The 19,774-nt window shown below is 48.1% G+C and carries 15 protein-coding genes; 4 read left to right on the top strand and 11 right to left on the bottom strand.

Features of this window, described 5'->3' with window-relative positions; genetic code table 11:
- Positions 1 to 10 precede the first annotated feature (10 nt).
- Entirely contained in the window at positions 11 to 1,078 is a 1,068-nt protein-coding gene (locus AC1EKS_RS07240) for a glycosyltransferase (RefSeq protein ID WP_481008551.1), read from the bottom strand.
- Positions 1,079 to 1,169: 91 nt separating this feature from the next.
- A complete protein-coding gene (locus AC1EKS_RS07235; protein WP_481010337.1) occupies positions 1,170 to 2,252 on the bottom strand; it encodes a glycosyltransferase in 1,083 nt (360 codons plus the stop codon).
- A gap of 496 nt (positions 2,253 to 2,748) precedes the next feature.
- On the opposite strand from AC1EKS_RS07235, the gene AC1EKS_RS07230 reads away from it, so the two are divergent.
- Positions 2,749 to 3,414, top strand: a complete 666-nt coding sequence (locus AC1EKS_RS07230; RefSeq protein WP_481010335.1) for a glycosyltransferase family protein — start codon at positions 2,749 to 2,751, stop codon at positions 3,412 to 3,414.
- On the opposite strand, the gene AC1EKS_RS07225 is transcribed toward AC1EKS_RS07230, so the two are convergent.
- From AC1EKS_RS07225 to AC1EKS_RS07210, 4 genes are all read right to left on the bottom strand, one after another.
- The gene (locus tag AC1EKS_RS07225; RefSeq protein WP_481008554.1) at positions 3,407 to 4,474 is read right to left on the bottom strand and encodes a glycosyltransferase family 2 protein; all 1,068 of its coding nucleotides are present in this window, start codon (positions 4,472 to 4,474) and stop codon (positions 3,407 to 3,409) included. The genes AC1EKS_RS07230 and AC1EKS_RS07225 overlap by 8 nt on opposite strands.
- 61 nt (positions 4,475 to 4,535) lie before the next feature.
- Complete coding sequence (locus tag AC1EKS_RS07220; protein ID WP_481008555.1) at positions 4,536 to 6,356, bottom strand: ABC transporter ATP-binding protein; 1,821 nt, start codon at positions 6,354 to 6,356, stop codon at positions 4,536 to 4,538.
- Positions 6,357 to 6,361: 5 nt separating this feature from the next.
- Positions 6,362 to 7,561 carry a glycosyltransferase family 4 protein gene (locus AC1EKS_RS07215; RefSeq protein WP_481008556.1) on the bottom strand — a complete coding sequence of 400 codons (1,200 nt, stop codon included), beginning with the start codon at positions 7,559 to 7,561 and terminating at the stop codon, positions 6,362 to 6,364.
- Positions 7,562 to 7,572: 11 nt separating this feature from the next.
- Positions 7,573 to 8,169 carry an acyltransferase gene (locus AC1EKS_RS07210; RefSeq protein ID WP_481008557.1) on the bottom strand — a complete coding sequence of 199 codons (597 nt, stop codon included), beginning with the start codon at positions 8,167 to 8,169 and terminating at the stop codon, positions 7,573 to 7,575.
- 130 nt (positions 8,170 to 8,299) lie between these two features.
- Between AC1EKS_RS07210 and AC1EKS_RS07205 the strand changes: the two genes are divergently transcribed.
- The gene (locus AC1EKS_RS07205; protein ID WP_481008558.1) at positions 8,300 to 8,878 is read left to right on the top strand and encodes a hypothetical protein; all 579 of its coding nucleotides are present in this window, start codon (positions 8,300 to 8,302) and stop codon (positions 8,876 to 8,878) included.
- A 5-nt stretch (positions 8,879 to 8,883) separates the two neighbouring features.
- Here the strand turns inward: AC1EKS_RS07205 and AC1EKS_RS07200 are convergent, their stop codons facing one another.
- Positions 8,884 to 10,668: an NlpC/P60 family protein gene (locus AC1EKS_RS07200; protein WP_481008559.1), complete on the bottom strand. Its 1,785-nt coding sequence runs from the start codon at positions 10,666 to 10,668 to the stop codon at positions 8,884 to 8,886.
- Positions 10,669 to 10,945: 277 nt separating this feature from the next.
- On the opposite strand from AC1EKS_RS07200, the gene AC1EKS_RS07195 reads away from it, so the two are divergent.
- Entirely contained in the window at positions 10,946 to 12,247 is a 1,302-nt protein-coding gene (locus AC1EKS_RS07195) for a nucleotide sugar dehydrogenase (protein WP_481008560.1), read from the top strand.
- Here the strand turns inward: AC1EKS_RS07195 and AC1EKS_RS07190 are convergent.
- The 4 genes from AC1EKS_RS07190 to AC1EKS_RS07175 all read right to left on the bottom strand — a co-directional run bounded on the left by AC1EKS_RS07190 (position 12,244) and on the right by AC1EKS_RS07175 (position 18,534).
- Complete coding sequence (locus tag AC1EKS_RS07190; protein WP_481008561.1) at positions 12,244 to 14,334, bottom strand: DUF6541 family protein; 2,091 nt, start codon at positions 14,332 to 14,334, stop codon at positions 12,244 to 12,246. The genes AC1EKS_RS07195 and AC1EKS_RS07190 overlap by 4 nt on opposite strands.
- A 140-nt stretch (positions 14,335 to 14,474) precedes the next feature.
- Entirely contained in the window at positions 14,475 to 15,674 is a 1,200-nt protein-coding gene (locus tag AC1EKS_RS07185) for a glycosyltransferase family 2 protein (RefSeq protein WP_481008562.1), read from the bottom strand.
- Positions 15,656 to 16,756 (bottom strand): glycosyltransferase family 2 protein, encoded by a 1,101-nt coding sequence (locus tag AC1EKS_RS07180; protein WP_481008563.1) that lies wholly within the window; start codon positions 16,754 to 16,756, stop codon positions 15,656 to 15,658. Before AC1EKS_RS07180 ends, AC1EKS_RS07185 begins: the two co-directional genes overlap by 19 nt.
- 539 nt (positions 16,757 to 17,295) lie before the next feature.
- The gene (locus AC1EKS_RS07175) at positions 17,296 to 18,534 is read right to left on the bottom strand and encodes a hypothetical protein (RefSeq protein WP_481008564.1); all 1,239 of its coding nucleotides are present in this window, start codon (positions 18,532 to 18,534) and stop codon (positions 17,296 to 17,298) included.
- A gap of 93 nt (positions 18,535 to 18,627) precedes the next feature.
- On the opposite strand from AC1EKS_RS07175, the gene AC1EKS_RS07170 reads away from it, so the two are divergent.
- Positions 18,628 to 19,770: a glycosyltransferase gene (locus AC1EKS_RS07170; protein ID WP_481008565.1), complete on the top strand. Its 1,143-nt coding sequence runs from the start codon at positions 18,628 to 18,630 to the stop codon at positions 19,768 to 19,770.
- Positions 19,771 to 19,774 lie beyond the last annotated feature (4 nt).

Raw genomic sequence — 19,774 nt, 5'->3', positions numbered from 1 at the left:
TCTCTTCTGCTTATTTCAGTTTGTTTTCTAAACGTTCCCGCCAGTATCTAACCCGATTTATTTGCGCCCATCGAAACTCGGATTCCCTCTCGGTAATTGCTGAATACAGATGAAGAGGACGTTCACCTCTATGTACTAAACTAAGGCTTTTGAGCGCATCCGATAGTTCTCCTCTTTCCAGGTGACGTAGTGTCATTGCATACGAGCGGGATAGCGGGTAGTCATATTTCGGATCTTCCGTGCGTAATCGGGTTAGATATTCACTCATCCAGACAAGGTCTTGTTCATCCCAATCGTTAACCTCCGGGCGTTGACGAATCGCACCCAAAACATGAATTCTCGCAATTTTCACCGCTAATGCATGCCGAGTCTGCTGATTCCAACGTTGGACGAATGAAGTCTGCCATATCTCTTCCCAAGCAGGTCCCATTTCTGCTATCGCCCGCGGTTTACTGGCTCTATCCGAAGCATCATTGGATAGAACATACGCTGGATCTTTAGGGTAGAAAGAAATTCGAGCCCCCGGAGCTGTCCACATGCGAGCAGTAACTCGAATATCCTCACCAGTTACCACATTTTCTAAGAACGGATCCTCATCAATAGTCATCAAATGCCTATGGAAGAGACCATGAGGGGCGGTACGGTAGAACAACCCGTCTTTAACCGGTGAGAGAGATGAATTCTTCAGAGTTGGTAACAGGAAGCGATTTCTTTTACCCTGTTTTTGCAATGGAGCAATGATGCCATTCGCTCCATCCTTTTTTGCCCGAGAAAGCATGGTAGAAATGGCGCCGGGTTGGTAGTAATCATCAGAATCTAAAATACCAACCCACTGGGCAGTTGTTTCCCGTAAACCCGCATTTGAAGCCGCCCCTGGCTGACCATCTTTCCCCAGAAGTTCAACCACCTTTATTTTTTCGGGTAGGTCGAAATTAAGTTGCGACAACTCCAAGTTATGTAGAACCAGGACAATTCCCACCGCTGGTTCCTTCAATACGGAGGAAAAACATCGTTGCAGTAAATCGGAACGCGATAAATCATGAAACCGAACAATTAGTTCAACTTCGTTGTCAGACATGTTTCCCTCCTACCTTGAGACATTTTCTTGCGCCTACCCAGAACGAGACCATTTCAACTGTTTCTGCCCTTATCTGAGCACCTATAAGAAACTAGCTAACAGCTAGTTCCTTTGCCACTGTTTTAGCGCGATCACTCCACGTTTGTGAGGTGCGAAAGGCAAGAGAGTTTTGGGTCTTTTCTGAGACTTCCTCCCAGTTATCCCGAAGGTCGCTTATGACGTTTACATAACTATTAACATTGTTGGGGACCACCCATCCCAAATTATTCTTGGCTACAATCTCTGCGGCTTTCGTGCCTTCACTGGCAAGAATGGGCTTACCATAACCCACATATTCGTAAAGCTTAACTGGAACAGCAAATTTCCAATAGCTTGACGGCTTCACCGTTATTAGGCATACCGTTGCCTCATCGTAAAATGGTTGTAAACTATCAGCCCCACTGTGAACAACTTTGACGTTATTATTTTCGACTACTAGCGCTCTTAACGACGATTTTTCCCAACTAGTTTCGGGTACACAAAGGGTAAGTGGGATTTTCGTAACTGCTGCCGCTTCAACGAGCCGATCTAACTGATAGTGCTCCCCTAAGCCTCCCACATATAAAAGGGAAAGCTGACGAGGGGCGGTAGCGCATTCGTGAAGTTTGCAACCAGGGGGTAGGGGGACAACCTTTTCCACCCGCAGTTCGGGAATTTTTTCTGCCATCTCAACCGAAGGGACAAAAATGCGGTTGCAGTACTTTAGATAAACTCGTAAATCACGACGGAATAGCTGGCGCATTAACATGGCCAAAGGTCGCCCAACTGCTTTCACGTATAAATCCCCTGCCCAGTAGATGTCCCGATAAAATACTCCCATCGGTATCGACTGCTCTCTTAAGAACTTAAATATTTTCATGTCCAAAAGGGGGCGGAGGGGAAAGTGTTTAGGTTCAGAAAGCAAAAGGGGAATATTCGCATTCTCTGAATACATAAAGTCGAACCTAGTTCCCGATCTCACTCGAGATTTCAGTTCTTTAAACTTAGCTTTCCGCTCAGCACCAGTTCCGCTTAAATCAAAAACTTCGTAGCCGAGATTCGAAAACGCCTCACGCATTTGGTAGGGGCGATTCTTCGACGCAGTATTACTACCTGCCGCCACACGATAGGGGGCATGAAAAATCATTGCGGGCATTTAGTCTTCGGCTCTTTTCAATCTGGTGTTCTAGCGGTAATCCCATCATACTAAGGAAGCATCTTCCCCCGGTTTCTAAATGTTCTCTTTAGTTTCCAGGTCAATTAAACCTAGTATCTGTTTTGCCTGTGCTAACTTGCTGTATATGCATGGTAGAAACAGCGAACCAAGAATCCTCCACTTTCATGATTGTGCTGATGTAGGTCTAAATCTAGTTAAGGCCGCTCATAGACAGGGATTAAACTGGCGATACCTTAGCGCCGAGGAAGTCCGCCCGCCAAAGACTCACGCTGGTTTTGTCGCTGGGAAGGTATTTTCCGCTAAACTTTTGGCAAATCGTTGGCGCTCAGTTCACAGAGCAGAACTGGTTCACATTCACTACGCTATGGTAGTCCCGAAAGCCACTTGGCCACCGATGCCAAAACGACCATATTTTTTGCATTTACACGGAACGGATATCCGAAAACACTGGAAGAACCCTAAAATTCATGGATTGGTGCAACGATGGATTGACGGTGCAAAACAGGTCTATTACACCAATCTTGACACTCAGGAAGAAGCCACTGCAGCCCGATCTGACGCTCAGTTTATGCCAGCTTTCGTAGATCCAGATAGCATCGTTGATTGGTATCCTCCCGAGTCCGAACCACAAAAAATTATTTTTCTGTCTCGCTGGGAACCAGTAAAGGGAACCGCTCGGCAATTTCCGTTTATAAAAGCGCTTAAAACCGCATTACCTAATGTGGAACTAGAAGGCCTAGATTGGGGGCCCCAAGCCGAAGAAGCTAAATCTTTGGGGGTAAAACTAGTTCCCAAAATGACGCATAGTGATTACCTTAACTGGATGCGTTCAGCCTCAATCGGCATCGGGCAAGCAAATAACGTTCTCGGGGTTTCCGAGTTTGAAGCCATAGCTAGTGGCCTACCCGTAGCGGTACTCGGCCACCGACTTCCACGTCCAGACGACAATTCGACTCCCCCGGTTTTGGAGGGCACCATCGATGAAGTAGTTTCCCAGATTCGGGAAACTCTGCAAGATCCTGCTGCTGGCAGCGCTAAACTTCAGGGAAGGAAATGGGTTTTTAGTCATAACGTCGCTGACCCGTACATAGATCTGTTACAAGCGGAATACCGAAAAACCCTTGGGTATCCAGCTATCTGACTTTCCCTGACATTAGCCGCCGTACTCCAGTAGCAAATGCCCAACGCAGATTAGAGTCCTTTTCAGTTATAGCCGCCACGTAACCCCGGGGGAATATCCGCTCCCGCATATTCGCCCGTTTCCAAGACGCATTTGCGGCTAACACATCCTGCAGGTTTCCATCTTTGAGCGCCCAGATTATTCTTTGATCCCGCAGGCTTAGTCCCCGATAACAGGTGGGGTCATAAGAGATAAGAGTCTGCAAATAATTCTGGAGCCACTCAAAATCCCCCGGCTGCCACTGATCTGCCGAAGGACGCAGTACCACCGCACCCAAAACATGAACCCTAACCATTTTAACTGCCAAAGAATGCCGGGTTTTCTTATCGAAATCTTTAACTTGCGGCTCTTTAAGGAGAGCAACGTAAGGTGCGCCTGATTCCGCTAAGGGACGGGGAGTAAAAGTAACTCTGGTCTTCGCGTCTTTACCCACAACATAGGCAGGATCATTCCAGTAATAAGAAAATCTTCTCCCAGAGGTCCAAAGTAAGGCAGTCACCCGCATATCTGATCCCGCAGGAAATTCAGGGCCAAATTTATAGGTAGATTCGGCTAACATATCACGCTTGAAAATCCCCAAGGGAGCAGTACGATAAAACATTCTATCCCGTGCCGCCTGCAAGTTTTTCTGACGAAGAGAAAGTGGCTTAATCTGGTTATTTAACTGCAACTGATGTTTTTGGGGCGCAATCACTCCATCAGCTTTATCCTGGATTGCGTGTCTGCGCATCGCTTCCAGGGCACCCGGTTCGTACCAATCATCAGACCCCATAATGCCGACCCACTTTGCCTTAGCTGCGGCAATTCCGGCATCGAAACATGCTCCCGGTCTCCCCGCAAAACCATCTAGCTTTTCAATACGAATTCGCTCATCCTGGGGTAGATCTAAAACACTCGGGTCAATATTGTGCGCAATAATAAGAGGTGCGGTCTCGGGATCCCTCAGTAGCGATTCAACCGCTCTACGGATTGGTCGCGACTGATCGTGTACCGGAACAACTATTTCAGTTGAGATTTTCAAGCTAATCCTCCGTTATTAAACGTTCCCTACCCTAGTTTAAGTGTGTATTAGCTATAGGTAGCTAATGTGCAATGAGGTTATCTTTGCCAGATTCTCGCGGTAGTAACCCCGCTAGCTCCGCTTGATGGGCGAAGGCGGGCATAGCTGCTACCACTTCCGAAAAAGTACCTTTAGCTTTGATTTCTCCGTCCTCCATAAAGAAGAGTACATCACTATCTTTTATCGTCGATAGGCGGTGAGCAATAGAAATCATGGTAACTTCGCCCCGCAAATTTTGGATTGCTTTGGAAACTTCTGCTTCAGTTTCAGTATCGAGGGCGCTAGTGGCTTCATCTAAAATTAAGATAATCGGATCGGAGTACAGTGCCCGCGCGATTCCTAGACGTTGCCTTTGTCCCCCTGACAACCCAATACCACGTTCTCCCACCGTTGAAGCTAATCCGCCTGGTCTTGCTTGAACTGTCTCCCACATTTGAGCTTTCTTCAAACAAGAAATCACTTTCTCGCGATCGATTTTTCCTTTCCAGGTAAGTGCCACATTCTGTTCAATAGATCCATCAAAAAGTGACACCTCTTGAGGAACATAACCTACAATAGCGCGCCAAGCTGCCATAACATCCTTCAAATCCGCATCATCAACATGGATAGAGCCAGATTCTGGCTCCAAAAGGCCAAGCAGAATATCCACCAAAGTTGATTTCCCGGAACCGGATTCTCCGACAATACCTACTGAAGTTCCCATATTGATGGTTGCGGAAACATTTTTTACTGCTGCATCCGTCCTACCGGGATAGCGGAAAGTAACTTTATCAAGTATGAGCTGTTTAGGTTCTTCCTTGATCGGTTCTTTTCCGACAATTTCCTTCATTTCTAGGTAATGCTGCGCCTCCTGGATGTCTTTCAAAACCGCATTTATTTGCGAGGCATTTGCGTTGAGAACATTGACTGTTCCCTGGAATCCGGTGATGGTAGGAATCAGGCGCATACCGGAAACAGCGAAAAGCACAACTGAGTTTATAGCCGCGTCCATTGATCCAGATAACATGTAGGCGGCTCCGCCAATAATTAACAAACCACCAATTAGTGCCGAATCCATAACAAAACGGGGAACCGAACTAAGGAATTGGATGTTAGCGCGTGCGCGGGTCGCGTGATAGCGAGCGCCTTGCACCACATCCGAAACTTCATCGAACTTGTTGCGTAGAGTAACCTCTTTTAAAGCCCCAACCATATCCGTCATAAGCCCGGCGGCTTTATAGGAATATCTGCGGTTTACAATTCCCGCTTCAACCGTTCTGCGTGAGAGCAAAAAATAAATCCCGACAGCAATAATTCCTAAATACGCAATAGTGGCTACCGCCGTTATTGGCTGTGCAATTAGCAGGATGATGATAATTGATGCTGATGACACTAGCATCGCTGGCAATCCCAGTATGGGCAATATCAAGCCGGCATTAATCGCCGCTACCCCCACGTCAGCCATTCTTACCAGTTGCGAGGTTGACCGGGACAGACGCTCCACCCAGGGAGCACCTAGATAGGCATCAAACAGTTTTTTCCCTAGCACCATCTCAAATTCAGCGAATTTTCTAGTTGCGAACCATTGCTGAACCAAAGACAGAAATGATTTAAGCAGGATAACACCTGAGATAGCAAGAATCACATATACATATTGGTTGGGAGAAAACGTCCACTTGACAACAGGAACCACGATATCGCGTTTACCCAAGATAGCGGTGACTGAAAATGCCAACGCCATCAATGCGGTAATGTCCAAGATAGCTAGGAGCGAGGCCACCATCATATAGATATTCATGTAGCGCTTAGCCCCTGCAGGTAGATACGGGAGCGTTTGTCCCAGCCGGATAAAAGCCGTTTTCATCGGTTTTACTTTTCCCTTCCCTTGCTGCGAGCAGACTTCATCAATAGTTCAGCAACTTTTCCAGAAGATTCCGTAAGCGAGCGATTATTACAAACCCATTCGCGTATACGAATTCCTAGGTCGGAGTCTTTTCTAGTATCGTCTATAGCACGCTTCATCCCCGCAGCAACACTGCTGGGAGAGTAACTAACCGCCCACCCAAGTTGATTTTCCCGGATGTCTTCTCCGGCTGATCCCGGTCCCGCATAGAGTACTGGGATACCACAAGAAAAAGAGGAAAGAGCTTTGGTGGTATAGGCGAACTCGTACCCTGAGCCAGGTTTTATAGCAGCTAAACTACATATGGAACCCCTAATCCACTGAGAAGCTACCTCCGGGGAAACTGTAGTTGAAAAATGAACTTTCCCCTCCAGGCCTTTATCTTTAGCTATTTCTCGAAGTAGCTCCCATTGTCCTCCGCGACCTAAAAACACCAGGTGGCAATCTTGAGAACTGGATATTAACTTAAGAGCTTCAATAAAAATCCCGGCACCGTGCCATTCGGAAGCATTTCCAGGGTAGATGAAATATGGCGAATCACCTACACCCATTGCTGTGCGCATTTGCGCGGTGGGGGCAGGTCCCTGCCTTTTAAATTTTCGGGTGTCCACCCCCTGGGGGACGATTGCAACAGACCTGGCACCCATATCTTTAACCTGGTTAGCTACCTCGCTGTTGACAGCGATCACCTGTTCTGCGCCTTGGAGCGCAAACTTTTCCACGATCCTCAATGCTCGGAAGACCCAGCCAGGATAGATATTCTTTACCGCTTCTGACCACAGATCTGCCGCATAGTACACATAGGGAATACCTCGTATTCTTGCGGCTACTCTAACCACAGCTCCGGTTGTGGGAGGTGGCTCAACCAGAATAACGTCCGACTTATTCATAAAAAGCAACCGAAAAAACGCGGGAATATCAAAACTCAAATACTGCAGGTAACCTCTAACGTACCCCTCGTGGTTACGCAGTACCGGGAAACGTGACACGTCTTTTTCAGCAGAAAATCGGGTACCTTTCGGAGGGGTGGTCGTCATAACTTTTACCTCAATCCCAGCCTCTCTCAGAGCGTTCACACACCCTTCTAAGCGCAAAGAGGCAGCAGCTGCCTCTGGCATATAGATTCGAGAAACTACCTGAACTGAGCCGCAGTTATTGCTAACCAAAACGGATCCCCTTAGATCTCGACCAGCTGGTTATCGGAAATCTCGCGGAAACGTTTACCGGACTGGGGACACTCATATACACCCTCTTCGCCCGCAACTGGCTGCAGTTTTACTCCCGCTGGCCCTACCCAGCCGATACGGCGCGCCGGAACCCCAGCCACCAGGGCATATTCGGGAACATCTTTAGTGACTACTGAACCTGCCGCCACCAGCGCCCAAGCGCCGATGGTTACTGGAGCTACGCAAACTGAACGCGCACCAATCGCCGCGCCCCGCTTAATAGTGACCCCCACCTGTTCCCAGTCCGAGGCAGACTTAATTGAGCCGTCCTCGTTAATCGCCCGGGGAAAATGATCATTGGTCAGCACCACTGCCGGCCCAATAAACACTCCGTCCTCTATAGATGCCGGTTCATAAACCAAGGCGTAGTTTTGCACTTTACAGTTATCGCCCATATGCACGCCCTCGCCGATATAGGCGCCGCGCCCTATGATGCAGTTCTTACCTAGCTGAGCGTGTTCACGTACTTGCGCTAAGTGCCAAACACTGGAGCCCTCCCCAATCTGCGCTTCAGGGGAAACATCTGCACTGTCAACTATGCGGGTCATAGATTATCCTTTCTCCTAGTCCTGCTATTCTACAGAGGAAGAAACCGCTCTGGAAACTTAATTCATAGGTAATAGAAATTACGCGAAGACGGGAGACAATTTGAAACGGAAATACTTTCTAGGGGCAGCTGTGAGTGCAGCGCTTATCGCTCTGATTGCTGGTGGTTATTTTATCTGGTTTTTTCACACAGGTCCTACTGAAGCAACCGGACCAACTATCACTAGTTCGGTCGGGCCCAACAAGACCATGCCCCCTACCCGTGCCGGGACAAACAGTTGCGCTGCATTGGATAAAAAGTTCTCCCAGTTGTTGACTAACACTCCCGAGGGACAAGCATTTACCACTCGTTACGCCCAGGTACATGGTGACCAGTCTTCGCAATCGGGAAATCCGGTAAACGCCAGCAAAGAATGGGTATCTTTCCTGGCGATTCTTCCCAAACACTATGAGGAATTTGAACAGTTAGCTGCCTCTGATCGCTCTGCGGAGGAAGCAGTCAAGAACATTAAGATAGTTGTCGAAAAACAACCTAAGCTTCTAACTGGCAAGATTCCCGAATACAGTAATCTCGAAAAAAGTCAACGCGAACTTGCGGAAGGAAAACAGCCAACTCAGAACCCCGAATATGTGCGTACCGCAAACCAGGTGGACACCGCACTAGATCAAATAACCTGGTGCATGCCCACCTGGCCGCTCCTGCTCGGCTAGCTACTTTAAGGGCGCACTACATAGGGCATGATCGCGCCCGTCTTGTAGAGCCCCCGCTGCCTGGCAACGCCATAGTTTGATTCCACAATCTGGTTTCCACCAATGTAAATCGCTACGTGGTAGACGCCTCCGCTACCACCCCAGAAGATTAAATCTCCTGGTTGACGGCTCCTAAATGATACTTTACGTAGTTTAGGATGCGCATACAGCTGTTTTGAAGAGCGATAGGTGGGTGCGGCGTGAGCCAACACGTTGATAGGTTGCGGATCAATCCCCGCCACATACAGCGCTTGCAAGGCGAGACCGGAGCAATCATACCCATCGCGATAGCCGCCAGCGCCTCCCCAGGTGTAAACACTCCCTGTCTGGCTCTTGGCAAAGTTGATCATTGCGTTTATACGCCTAGCTCGAGATACTGAGCTACTGAAAGCTGGCTTCATCTGGAAGTTATCCATGTACCAGGATCTTCCAGTCAACTTAGTCCAAGTAGAACGGTAAACCACACCGGATGCAGACAAATTGTGTCTTCTTTGGACCCTCTTAACTGCTGCTTCAGTAGAGCCGTCAAAAGTCATACTGGCGTTTTGCGGTGCGCCCACCCCTACAGCTAAACGAACCTGGCGTACCTTAGTTCCATTCCAGCCTCTACGAGGAGTAACAGTCCCGCGCACTCGGGTAATCCTGTTTACCGGCATCAGATAACGAGAATGCCTAGCTCTCGCAACATGCCGCGGACGGACATGCATCGAATAGTAAAATAACTGACCGGAGTGGTTAATAGCCATGATTCCCGCGCCTACCAAAGACGCATCGATGGGCAAAATCTGGGACATGCCGTTCCAGCCCTGTCCCAGACGGTAACTGCTGAAACCTTTAGCAGAAGGTGCGGACAGGTACATATACATATACCCCGCGCTATCAGTGGCAATGAAATCGCCACGCCCATTTCTGTCCCAATCTCCAGCATTCATAATCCTGGTGAAAGGTTTCCAGCCGTTCCCTAGAGAAATTCGCTTCATGAATCCCCCCAGTCCAACGGAATACGGATAAAGGTGCATCTGCCCGGCATTATCAATCGCTACAATTGTTGGTAAATTACCGTAGGACTTTGGCAAGATTGTCAAAGAACGCATATCGCTCCATCCGTGACCAATCTTCTTTCCAGTGGCAAACCGTTTCTTATTGCCAAGCCCCCGGTAGAGGTATAAATCTCCTTGGTGATCGCGACCAACCATGTCCGCTAAGCCATCTCGGTTCATATCACCAGCGGCAACGGTATCAAAATGACCCCAACCGTGTCCGATCTCTCCCCGGTCGACGACTTTTCCAACCCCATAACCCTCGTAAAGTCGGATAAACACGTCATCGTCACGCTTGGTGAAATAAAGTAAATCAGCTCGTCGATTACCGGTCATATCTCCGAGCATCAATACCCCGTCGGTACGCCAGCCTTGCCCTATCTTTTGGGCTCTGGACATGGAAAGACGGGGATACGCCCGATTGGTTAACGGTTTGCCGGAAGAATTGCTCGCCCCTGCTAGAACTGTTCCTCCTGTATAAGGAATCTGCTGTGGATTCGCGGCCTGGGGAGTAGCAGTTTCTGGGCCGGACTCCTGGATTTCCAGTCCATCGTTAGCGCTGTTTTCAGTTTCCTCGGCTGCGGTGCCGTTCGGAGCTGGGGAGGGATCCGGAGTTTCTACACTTGTTGAACTGTCACTTCCAGCCGGTACCGGAGACTGCGGAGCTGGCGGAGGTGTAACTTCAGCGCCATAGGCCGGTACTGTTGCCAATATCAAACTTGCAGCTGCGGTAAAACACGTCAGCCCTCTTATCATTCTGCTTTTACCAGTCATAACTGAGACCTCAATCCACTATCTATATGGGAACAATACGCAGTATATACAGTTTAGATTAAAATTTTTTCCTCATCAAAAAACAGGGACCATGTCAACAGCAATAACCTTGATAAGTTATTTTCTACGCGCAGGGAATGTGAACTGTTTGCCCATTCCCGCGTAGAATAGCTTCAGAGTTTGTTGAGTTGTTGAAGACCTCAAAGGAGTTTTCATGCGCGTAGCAGTTGTAGCAATGGGAAAAATCGGCTTGCCTCTGGCGGTACAGTTTGCGTCTAGTGGACAGGACGTGATTGGGGTCGATGTTAATGAAAAGACCGTTGAGCTTATTAACCAGGGCAAAGAACCTTTCCCGGGGGAAGCTCACCTGCAAGAAAAACTCTCTGAGCTAGTACCTGCGGGGAAACTGCGCGCCACTACCGACTACGCGGAAGCTATCCCCGAAGCAGATGCCATCGTTTTGGTGGTTCCGCTCTTCGTTAATGACGAAACTTGGCAGCCAGATTTTGGTTGGATGGATGCGGCCACTCGTTCCCTCGCCGAACATCTGACCCCGGGAACCCTGATCTCCTATGAAACCACTTTGCCGGTGGGCACTACCCGAGGCCGCTGGAAGCCGCTGATTGAAGAGATCTCTGGTTTGAAAGAGGGCGAAGACTTCCACCTGGTGTTCTCTCCCGAACGGGTGCTAACCGGGCGAGTATTCCAGGATTTGCGCCGCTATCCCAAACTCGTGGGCGGACTAACTGAGACGGGCACCCAAGCAGCAATCAAGTTTTATGAAAGCGTGCTGCAATTTGATGAGCGCCCTGACCTACCGCGCGAAAACGGGGTTTGGGACATGGGCAACGCCGAGGCCGCAGAGATGGCAAAACTGGCAGAAACCACCTATCGTGACGTTAATATCGGGCTGGCCAACCAGTTCGCCGTCTACGCGGACAAAGTCGGTATTGACGTGCAAAAAGTAATCGACGCCTGCAACTCGCAACCATATTCCCACATTCACCGCCCCGGGATTGCGGTTGGCGGACACTGCATTCCGGTTTACCCGCGCCTGTACCTATCTACCGATCCCGATGCCTCCGTGGTTCGCACCGCGCGTACCTATAACGCCGGGATGCCCGAATACGTAGTTTCCCGCGTAGAGGAAGTGCTAGGGGATCTCAAGGGTGTCAAAGTGGTGGTACTGGGAGCTTCCTACCGGGGCGCTGTTAAAGAAACCGCGTTCTCGGGAGTGTTCGCTACAGTTGACTCCTTGCGCAAGCGGGGGGCGAAAGTACTGGTTCATGACCCCATGTTTAGCGACGAGGAACTAGCGGGCTTCGGTTGGGATGCCTATCACTTTGGCGAGGAAGTTACCGCCGCTATCGTGCAGGCTGACCACGCCGAATACAAAACCATCAGCGCGAAAGATCTGCCCGGCATCAAGCTACTATTTGATGGCCGCCGGGTAACCGATCCGCAGCTGTGGAAAGGTACCCCCCGCATGGTTATTGGGGATCAGGCTTCCCGTTAGGGTGTTCGCTTAGAACATCCCAGGTATTTGAAAAGGTGCGCCTCTCCAACTGATTTAACCGGAGCTAATAGGGGCGTATTCGTGGAGTCGAATGACGGATATTTCTTCTCGATACCCGTCTTCCCCTCGGCTCCCGAATAGTGGTTTCGGAAGTTCAATACGTATATGTTTTTGGTACCTAGGAAGGAGCACACCTGTTTTCTCTGTTCAGGTTGATATAGCCCGTTCGCTAAGAACGCTCTATCCGGCATCGGAGTGCTTGCATATCGTAGGGTCGGGAAAATAGCTCGTCGTTGCCCCAATGACCAAGCAAAAGCAGCTCCTTCCCAAGGATTCCCTAGAATCACACTGTCAGAGGGCGTAAGACGAGGAAGTTCCAGTAGTAGGTTGAGCTCGTCCTCATCTACTAAACCAAGGGATCTATCTGAGGGGGTGCGAATCGAGAAAACATCGCCAATCCAATACCACGACGTCTTCAAATGCGTCGGAGCAGCGACTATTCCCACCGATAGTATCAGGGAGCCAGATAAAATAATGGCTTGAGTTTTTCGAGTTACCTTTGGAGAAATCCACTTTTGAAGTTGGCGTATCAACCAACCTAAACCACCGGCTGCTATAGGAATAGAAAACATTACGACTGGCACAAAAAGCCTGGGAGAATCTGCATACCAGACCCCTACTAGATACTGCCGGAGCTGCAAATCCTGCATCGAGCGCCCCACGAGGGCAAGACCGGAAAAAACCATCCAACTAAGAACCAACCAGGTTTTTTTACGACTAAATATCAGCACGAGTAAACCGATAATCAATAAAGCAGATAGCGGCAACAGATGTAATCGCTGATAAACCATAAAGTCAGCGTTTGGTTTACCTCCCGTCAAGGAAAAAATCTCAGCTATTCCTGACCAGTAAGATCCTTGAGGAAACCAATCGGGGGTCTTCGTACGCAGCCCTCTGATAAGCGAAATTTGAAAAGTGCCCCACTCCCAAAGACCGTAGACGGCTAGGCAGAGTCCAGTCCAGCCCGCCAAGATTGCACTTCTTACCCCTTTGTGACCTCCATATCTTGCGGAAGAAAGGTTTATCCGAGTTACCCCATAGCACCAGGTAGCAATCGTGGCGACAATGACGAAAGTAAACACGTTATTAGGTTGGCTGGCTCCCACGCTTACCAGACCCCAGCCGGCAGCAAATAATCCTGGGACGAGAGCGAGGAGATTGTCAGAAAGCCACTTAACAAATAGGGCGATGACTATAGGTAACAATGAGGAGCTAAGCAAATTCGGGTAAAGAGGACCCCAACTGAAGAGGGCGAATGGGAATTGGGGCAGAGTTAAGGACAGAGCCAGGGAGATTAGCTGAACCACGCGTGAAGTAAAAATTACGGAAGCCAAACAGAAGATTCCTAAAGGCCAAATAATGAAAGCGACTACCAGACTCACAGCGTTGGTAGCGGTGGTTACAGCCCCTGAACAGGCACTGGCAACCAAGGAAACCACCTCGTGCCAGGCTGCCGGATAGAACCCGGCTCTACTAGGATCCCAGAGATCAACACTGAACGGTGAAGCATCTCCACGCTGGAGAAACATCATAACTAGATTAGAGTGAAAAAGATTATCCCAAATTTGCGCAAATGCTCCGGGACGTTTTACTGCCGTCGCGAAACGAATCGTCTCATATACGAACATGGAGAGCAGCAATATAGGTGGTAAGTATGCCCACTTTTTACTACCCCGATCTACCTTAGGGAGACTACTAATTCCCGTTTCGATATTTTTTAACTTACAGACACGTATATAGAGCAAAGAAAGCAGCCAGCAAATAAGAGTTGCGACAACACAGAAGAACACCAAAACTGGAAATCCCCAGGTAAATCCCAACTTGGAAGCTATCACAGCTGCTACCACCGCTATCCCCACAGAACCGGCGGGTGCCCATCCCCAAAGCCAGCGTCCTCGCAAACCCAAGGCATAGCCAGACGCCAGACCGGGCAGGAATAGAACCGCGAAAGAAACAGCCAGGGGAATCAAGAACAGCAGCCAAGAGTTAAAGAAATCCGCGTTTGAGGCTACTCCCACGACATCCACTTAACTCTCCTATTTGCGTGCTCAAGCTCTGATTATTATCTACTTGATAATACAAAAACCGCAAGGCTACCTGCAGCTGGTGGATTCACAACTGCAAAACACACCCCCTAACCAAACTGCACCAGAGGTATCCGATTTGGTTAGCGTCTATACAACATCCACTCGGCGATTAGACGATTATAGGACTGCGCATCTTCCACGGCGGTAGCTGTAATAATGCGGGCTCCTGCAATCCACCAATATTGCATTAAACTGCTGGCCGGAAAAATTCGTCTATAAATGGCTGAAAGTATTTTCACCGGGGTTAGTTTTCCGAGTTTTTCCAGAGCCATCTGGGAACTAAGTACGGGATCTTGCATACCTTCCAGTACCATCACCACAAGGTTACGGGGGTACCTGAGAGGATTTTCAGGATGCTCCAAATTACGCAATGCTAAAGTGGTGGCAACATCCAGATCAACATCATTAGGATTCCCAAAATACTTGAATATCAATTTTCGTACGCTGTGAAGTGCCTCTTCGGAGCTATCTGTATGGAAAGCATCATAAGAAATAAAATCAAGAAACCAATACAGCAGCCCCGCCCTATACTGTTCAAATAGTCCTGCCGCTTTCCAACGTGAAAATACCCGGTCAGCCAAGTTCAAGTGCTGCTTTACCCGCTTGTCATCATCTTTATGTTGACTAGACATTGCGGATCCGAGGCGATTGGCTCGATAGAAATAAAGGGGTTTCGGAGAAGTTACTATTAGATTTGCCCTAACATAGGCCTCTAAGTAAAACAGTTGATCTTCACCAACTGCGAGACCCTCTTCAAAACGCACAGCGTTAGTTTCCAGGAAATCACGAGAGAAAGCCGATAACCAGATATAGGGTCTTTCTTTCGCTTTTTTAAAGAGATTCCCGCCTAGACCTCGAATAACCTCTTTCTTGGGAGAAAGAGCATTTAGTAACCAGGGTGACGGCTTCCCATAGGAAATAGCCTTGCCTCCGAAAGTAAAAATATCTGGTTTATCTTTTGAGAAAGCTTCTGCTACTGTCCTGCAGGCTCCCGGAGCTAAGAAGTCGTCACCGTCAACAAACATTATTATTTTTCCGGTAGCAGCCTGCAGACCCCGGTTACGTGCGGCAGAAACCCCCTGGTTATCCTGGTTAATCACCACAATGCGAGGATCAAGTTCAGAGGCCATGGTTAGCAATCTGGGGGAAGTATCAGTAGCACCGTCGTTAATGCAGATGATTTCTAGATCGGAAAAGTCTTGTTTTCGAATCGATTCCAGGCAATGAGCTAAATATTTCTCAACATTGTAGACAGGTACGATTACAGATATCGTTGGCACGATTTGACCAGACCTTTCCCTTTATTTACCACCTTTGCGGCACCGGCGCGGGCAAACCCGCCAAAACCACGGTCTTGGATTACTCTACCAACGCGCTGGCTTAATGATTCTCCTCGGCTTCTATCATGATGATATCGTTCCGGAGAAAGCATGATTGTCCTCATATCCAGTAGTTTCCACGGCTCGAAGAGCCGAATGTCCACGTTCCCCCGGGCAAAATCATCCAGGAACATGGCACGTCCTTTCCGCAGCACCTCTACCTTGTATTCCTCGGCGACTCTTTCGTAGTTCCAGATCAACGCGTCATAAAGCATCTTTACTTTTATAGGCGAAAAAGTCTTCTGTTTTCCAGGATCCGTTTCCAGCCAACGGCTAATCTCTCGATATTCATTAAAAAGAGCGTCTACTTTTCCGGGAGAGTTTACTGAAGAGTTTTCATTATCTTGCCGGTAATGCACAAATGCATCATGCAAATAGTAGACCTTATGGGTGGAAGCCCAGACTTTAAAAGTAAAGCTGGTGTCCTGGAAAGAAGCACCGGGGGTTTCTAAAAACGAGATTTTCTCTGTATCTAGGAAAGACTTCCGATAAATTGCAGACCAAATCGAAGCCTTGGTATAAAAAATAAATGGATCCCGTGCGGGATCAGCTATTTTTTCGCTCTTCCCACCTGGTATTGCCTCAAAAAAATCGTTTCGCTTCGTGGGGATAGACCAGTACATCCAGAAGTTAGCTTTTACCACGTCTGCTCCGGTGCTGCTAATAGCGTGGTGCAGTTTGCTAAGCGTGTCTGCCTCCATGAAATCATCCGATTCCAAAATCGCTATATAGTCACCTTGAGCTGCTTCCAGACCCCGGTTCATAGACGCGCCATATCCAGAGTTTTCTTTATCAATTACTCTGAATCGTGAATCCTGGTTCATAAATTCTTCGATAATGGCCCGAGAACTGTCTGTTGATCCATCATTAATGCAGATAAACTCAGCTTGCTTGAAGTCCTGCTCCGCCAAACTTCCCAAACATTCCGGCAAATACTTCTCTACGTTGTAGATAGGGATCAATACTGATACCAGCGGGTTCATCTAGCGTCCTCTCCTAATCTGTCCTGCAGTTTCGAGATGTACTGAAAACACTCGTAACATTTCTAGAAACTTTCCCCCGGCATTAGAGTCCAGCTAGTTGCATGACAATTGGCGAATTTTCTGTCCTACGTCATAGGCTACCTACTTCCAAACCATTTGGAAGCTAGACTTGCTAAAAATCAGGTTTCACGGTTTCCAAAAGACTCCAAGTACCTTCAACTACGCTCTCTTACGCAGTTTAAATTATCTGCAAAAATTTTCTTCGGTGGCTACGATGTAGTGTGGACGGCGCTTCACTTCCATATAAATACGCCCCCCTACATACCCACCAGCAATTTCCATAGATTCCGACTGCGCTCATCTAAAACCAATAATCACCGCGACAGTGGTGGTGCAATCGGGAATGGCGCGTACTCACAGACGCATTCATTAAACTGCCCGGACAGAACCCAATCTGAAAAACAACAAAATAAGAGGGGTGCTTCCAATTAGATGGAACTAAATAATCCCGTGATTTCTCAAGAACTAAAAAGGTCGTTTTAAGTCAAATTAAGTTGTTCAGCGAGTATTTTTGATGCTGATGATGAACTATGATGAGTCGCCACATAGCCAGGCCCCTTGGAGGCTAATTGGATAAAATCAGCACGCCGCGTAGATACAGCCGCACGAAGCAGTTTTTCCAGGGTAGCGGCAGTGGTGTGAACTACTGGTAAATCTGGCACGAATTTTTGGGCAATGTTCACGCTTGCGAGAACCAATCGGCCTGCTGCCATTGCCTCACATTGGAGCACTCCATAGTCGCCAAGAACAACCTGGTCCACCACAACGTCGGCTTTGGAAATAAAATCTGGCATCTCAGCGTGCGGAATGTTGGACAATCGTTGGTATTCTATAAGTCCTTCCAGATCAAGTTTTTCAAGTATTGGTTCAATCTGTTTTGTCCCCTTCATCTTCGGATTTGAGGGTGCGTGAATAACGATTGGTCTTTTTCTTTCCATTAGGGGGCAATGAGGTGAAAATCGATTAGCATCAATTACGAGAGGTAACCAGGTAGCACCGGGTACATGAGCTAATAACCCTGGAGTGGAAACGAATATCGGACCATCGAATGACTGAGCCAGCCGCAAATTTGACTCTGCATTCCTTCGTACGGCATCCCAGTATGCTCCGGATTCTTTGAGTGGCGAATCTACAACTGTTCGCTGGTGCAGGGATGCTTGACGAATATCTGAACCATGGAAGAGCAAAGCAACATCAATCCCTGCTTCTCGTAGATCACGAATCTCGTCCTCGGGCTCTCCAGCTAGAAAATTACCTGTAATACGCCCCCCAGATTCCAGTACGACATGAGTGGCACGAGATAAAACCCTGTTCCTCCAGGACCGGAGATTACCCGCATATGCATGTGCGCCAATATTAATGTCGGCCGTAAAATTAAAATTTGGGTTCCCCCCCCCACCGCGATCTACCTGCACCACCTTCGTTTCTACCTTTTTGCCGCTCGGGAGTGAAAACTGTTCCAGCGCACGCGCCCATTGGAACGATGCACCGGCAGAGTTTTTTGGCCCAACGATAATTCGATACGTGGAATCAGAACTAAAACTGGGCTCATTCTTGATTGCCCTTATCTCTGCAGGAGCTTTTACTGCCGATATAAGCCGTATTTTTAGTGCGCGCCCAAATCTTATAGCATCTCCATATGCTTTCCGCAGTGGGTACAAGGATGTCATATAGGAAGATCCTCTTCTTAGAATGAATACTCTTTTTCCACGATACATTGATACATTTATTTCTGAATGCTCAAGGCATCGTGTCGAATCGCTAAAGTCTCCATTTTGGATAGTCTGGGTTAAGGAGGTTTGATAATACATATGAAAAGCGATGATAAACCAAAACTGCTCATTCTATCGTTCTCTGACATCAATTCTGATGCGCGGGTGTTAAAACAAGTACGGCTATTTAAGCGAGATTACGCCGTTACAACAGCATCGCTCGGAGAACCACCCGAGGGCGTCACTAACCACATCCAGCTCCCTGTGGGCAATACTCTGGGCTCAGTAAATCGACGTTACATCGTATTGAAGCAATACCGCCTTGCGTACTGGCGAATTCCTACCATTAAGAAGGCATGGAGAGTGCTAGCTCAACAACGCGGTAGGTTTGACGTCATCCTTTCTAATGATCTTGATGCCGCGCCGCTTGCCCTCCGACTCAAGCCCAGGTTGGGGGTTCATGCGGATTTACACGAGTATTTTCCAGCATTGCACGATGAAAATATCACCTGGGTGAAGGTTATTAAGCCGTGGATTAACTGGTTGATCAGTCATTACGTAGCTCGGGCACAATCAGTTACAACAGTCTCGCATGGGTTAGAACAGGCATATCGCGACCAATTTAATCTAGAGCCAAGTTTCGTACCTAATGCAACTCCATATGCAAATCTCGATGTTAAAGAAGTCATTCCACCAATAAAACTTGTTCATTCCGGCGCTGGTCTACCGCGCAGGAGAATGGAGATAATGCTTGATGCTGTGGAAGCTACATCAAAGAATATAACTTTGGATCTGTACTTGACAGCAAATAATCCAGCTTATATATCAGAACTTCGTAAGAGATACACCTCACAGCGAATTACTTTCCACGATCCAGTCCCCTATTCTCAGCTCGTTTCCACACTAAACTGCTACGACGTAGGAATATTTATATTACCTCCCGTCAATTTTAGTTATAAGTGGGCTCTACCGAACAAAGTTTTTGATTTCATTCAGGCACGGCTGGGAATTCTAGTCGGGCCCTCTCCAGAAATGACAGATCTGGTAGCACAGTGCCAAAACGGTGTAGTCGCTAATTCTTTTGAAGTCAACGATGTAGTCCAAGCAATTGAAACCTTGACTGTAGAAAACGTAACTCAGTTTAAAGCAGCATCAAACCGTGCCGCACCCGAACTGTGCGCCGAAAAACAGGTGAATGGGTGGTATCAGGCGGTCGGCAAGATTGCGAATTCAGGCTCGTGAAACA

The organism is Varibaculum sp. C0165D1, assembly GCF_056590355.1.
Note: the sequence above shows the minus strand (reverse complement) of the source record. Positions and strands in the feature narration are given on the sequence as shown.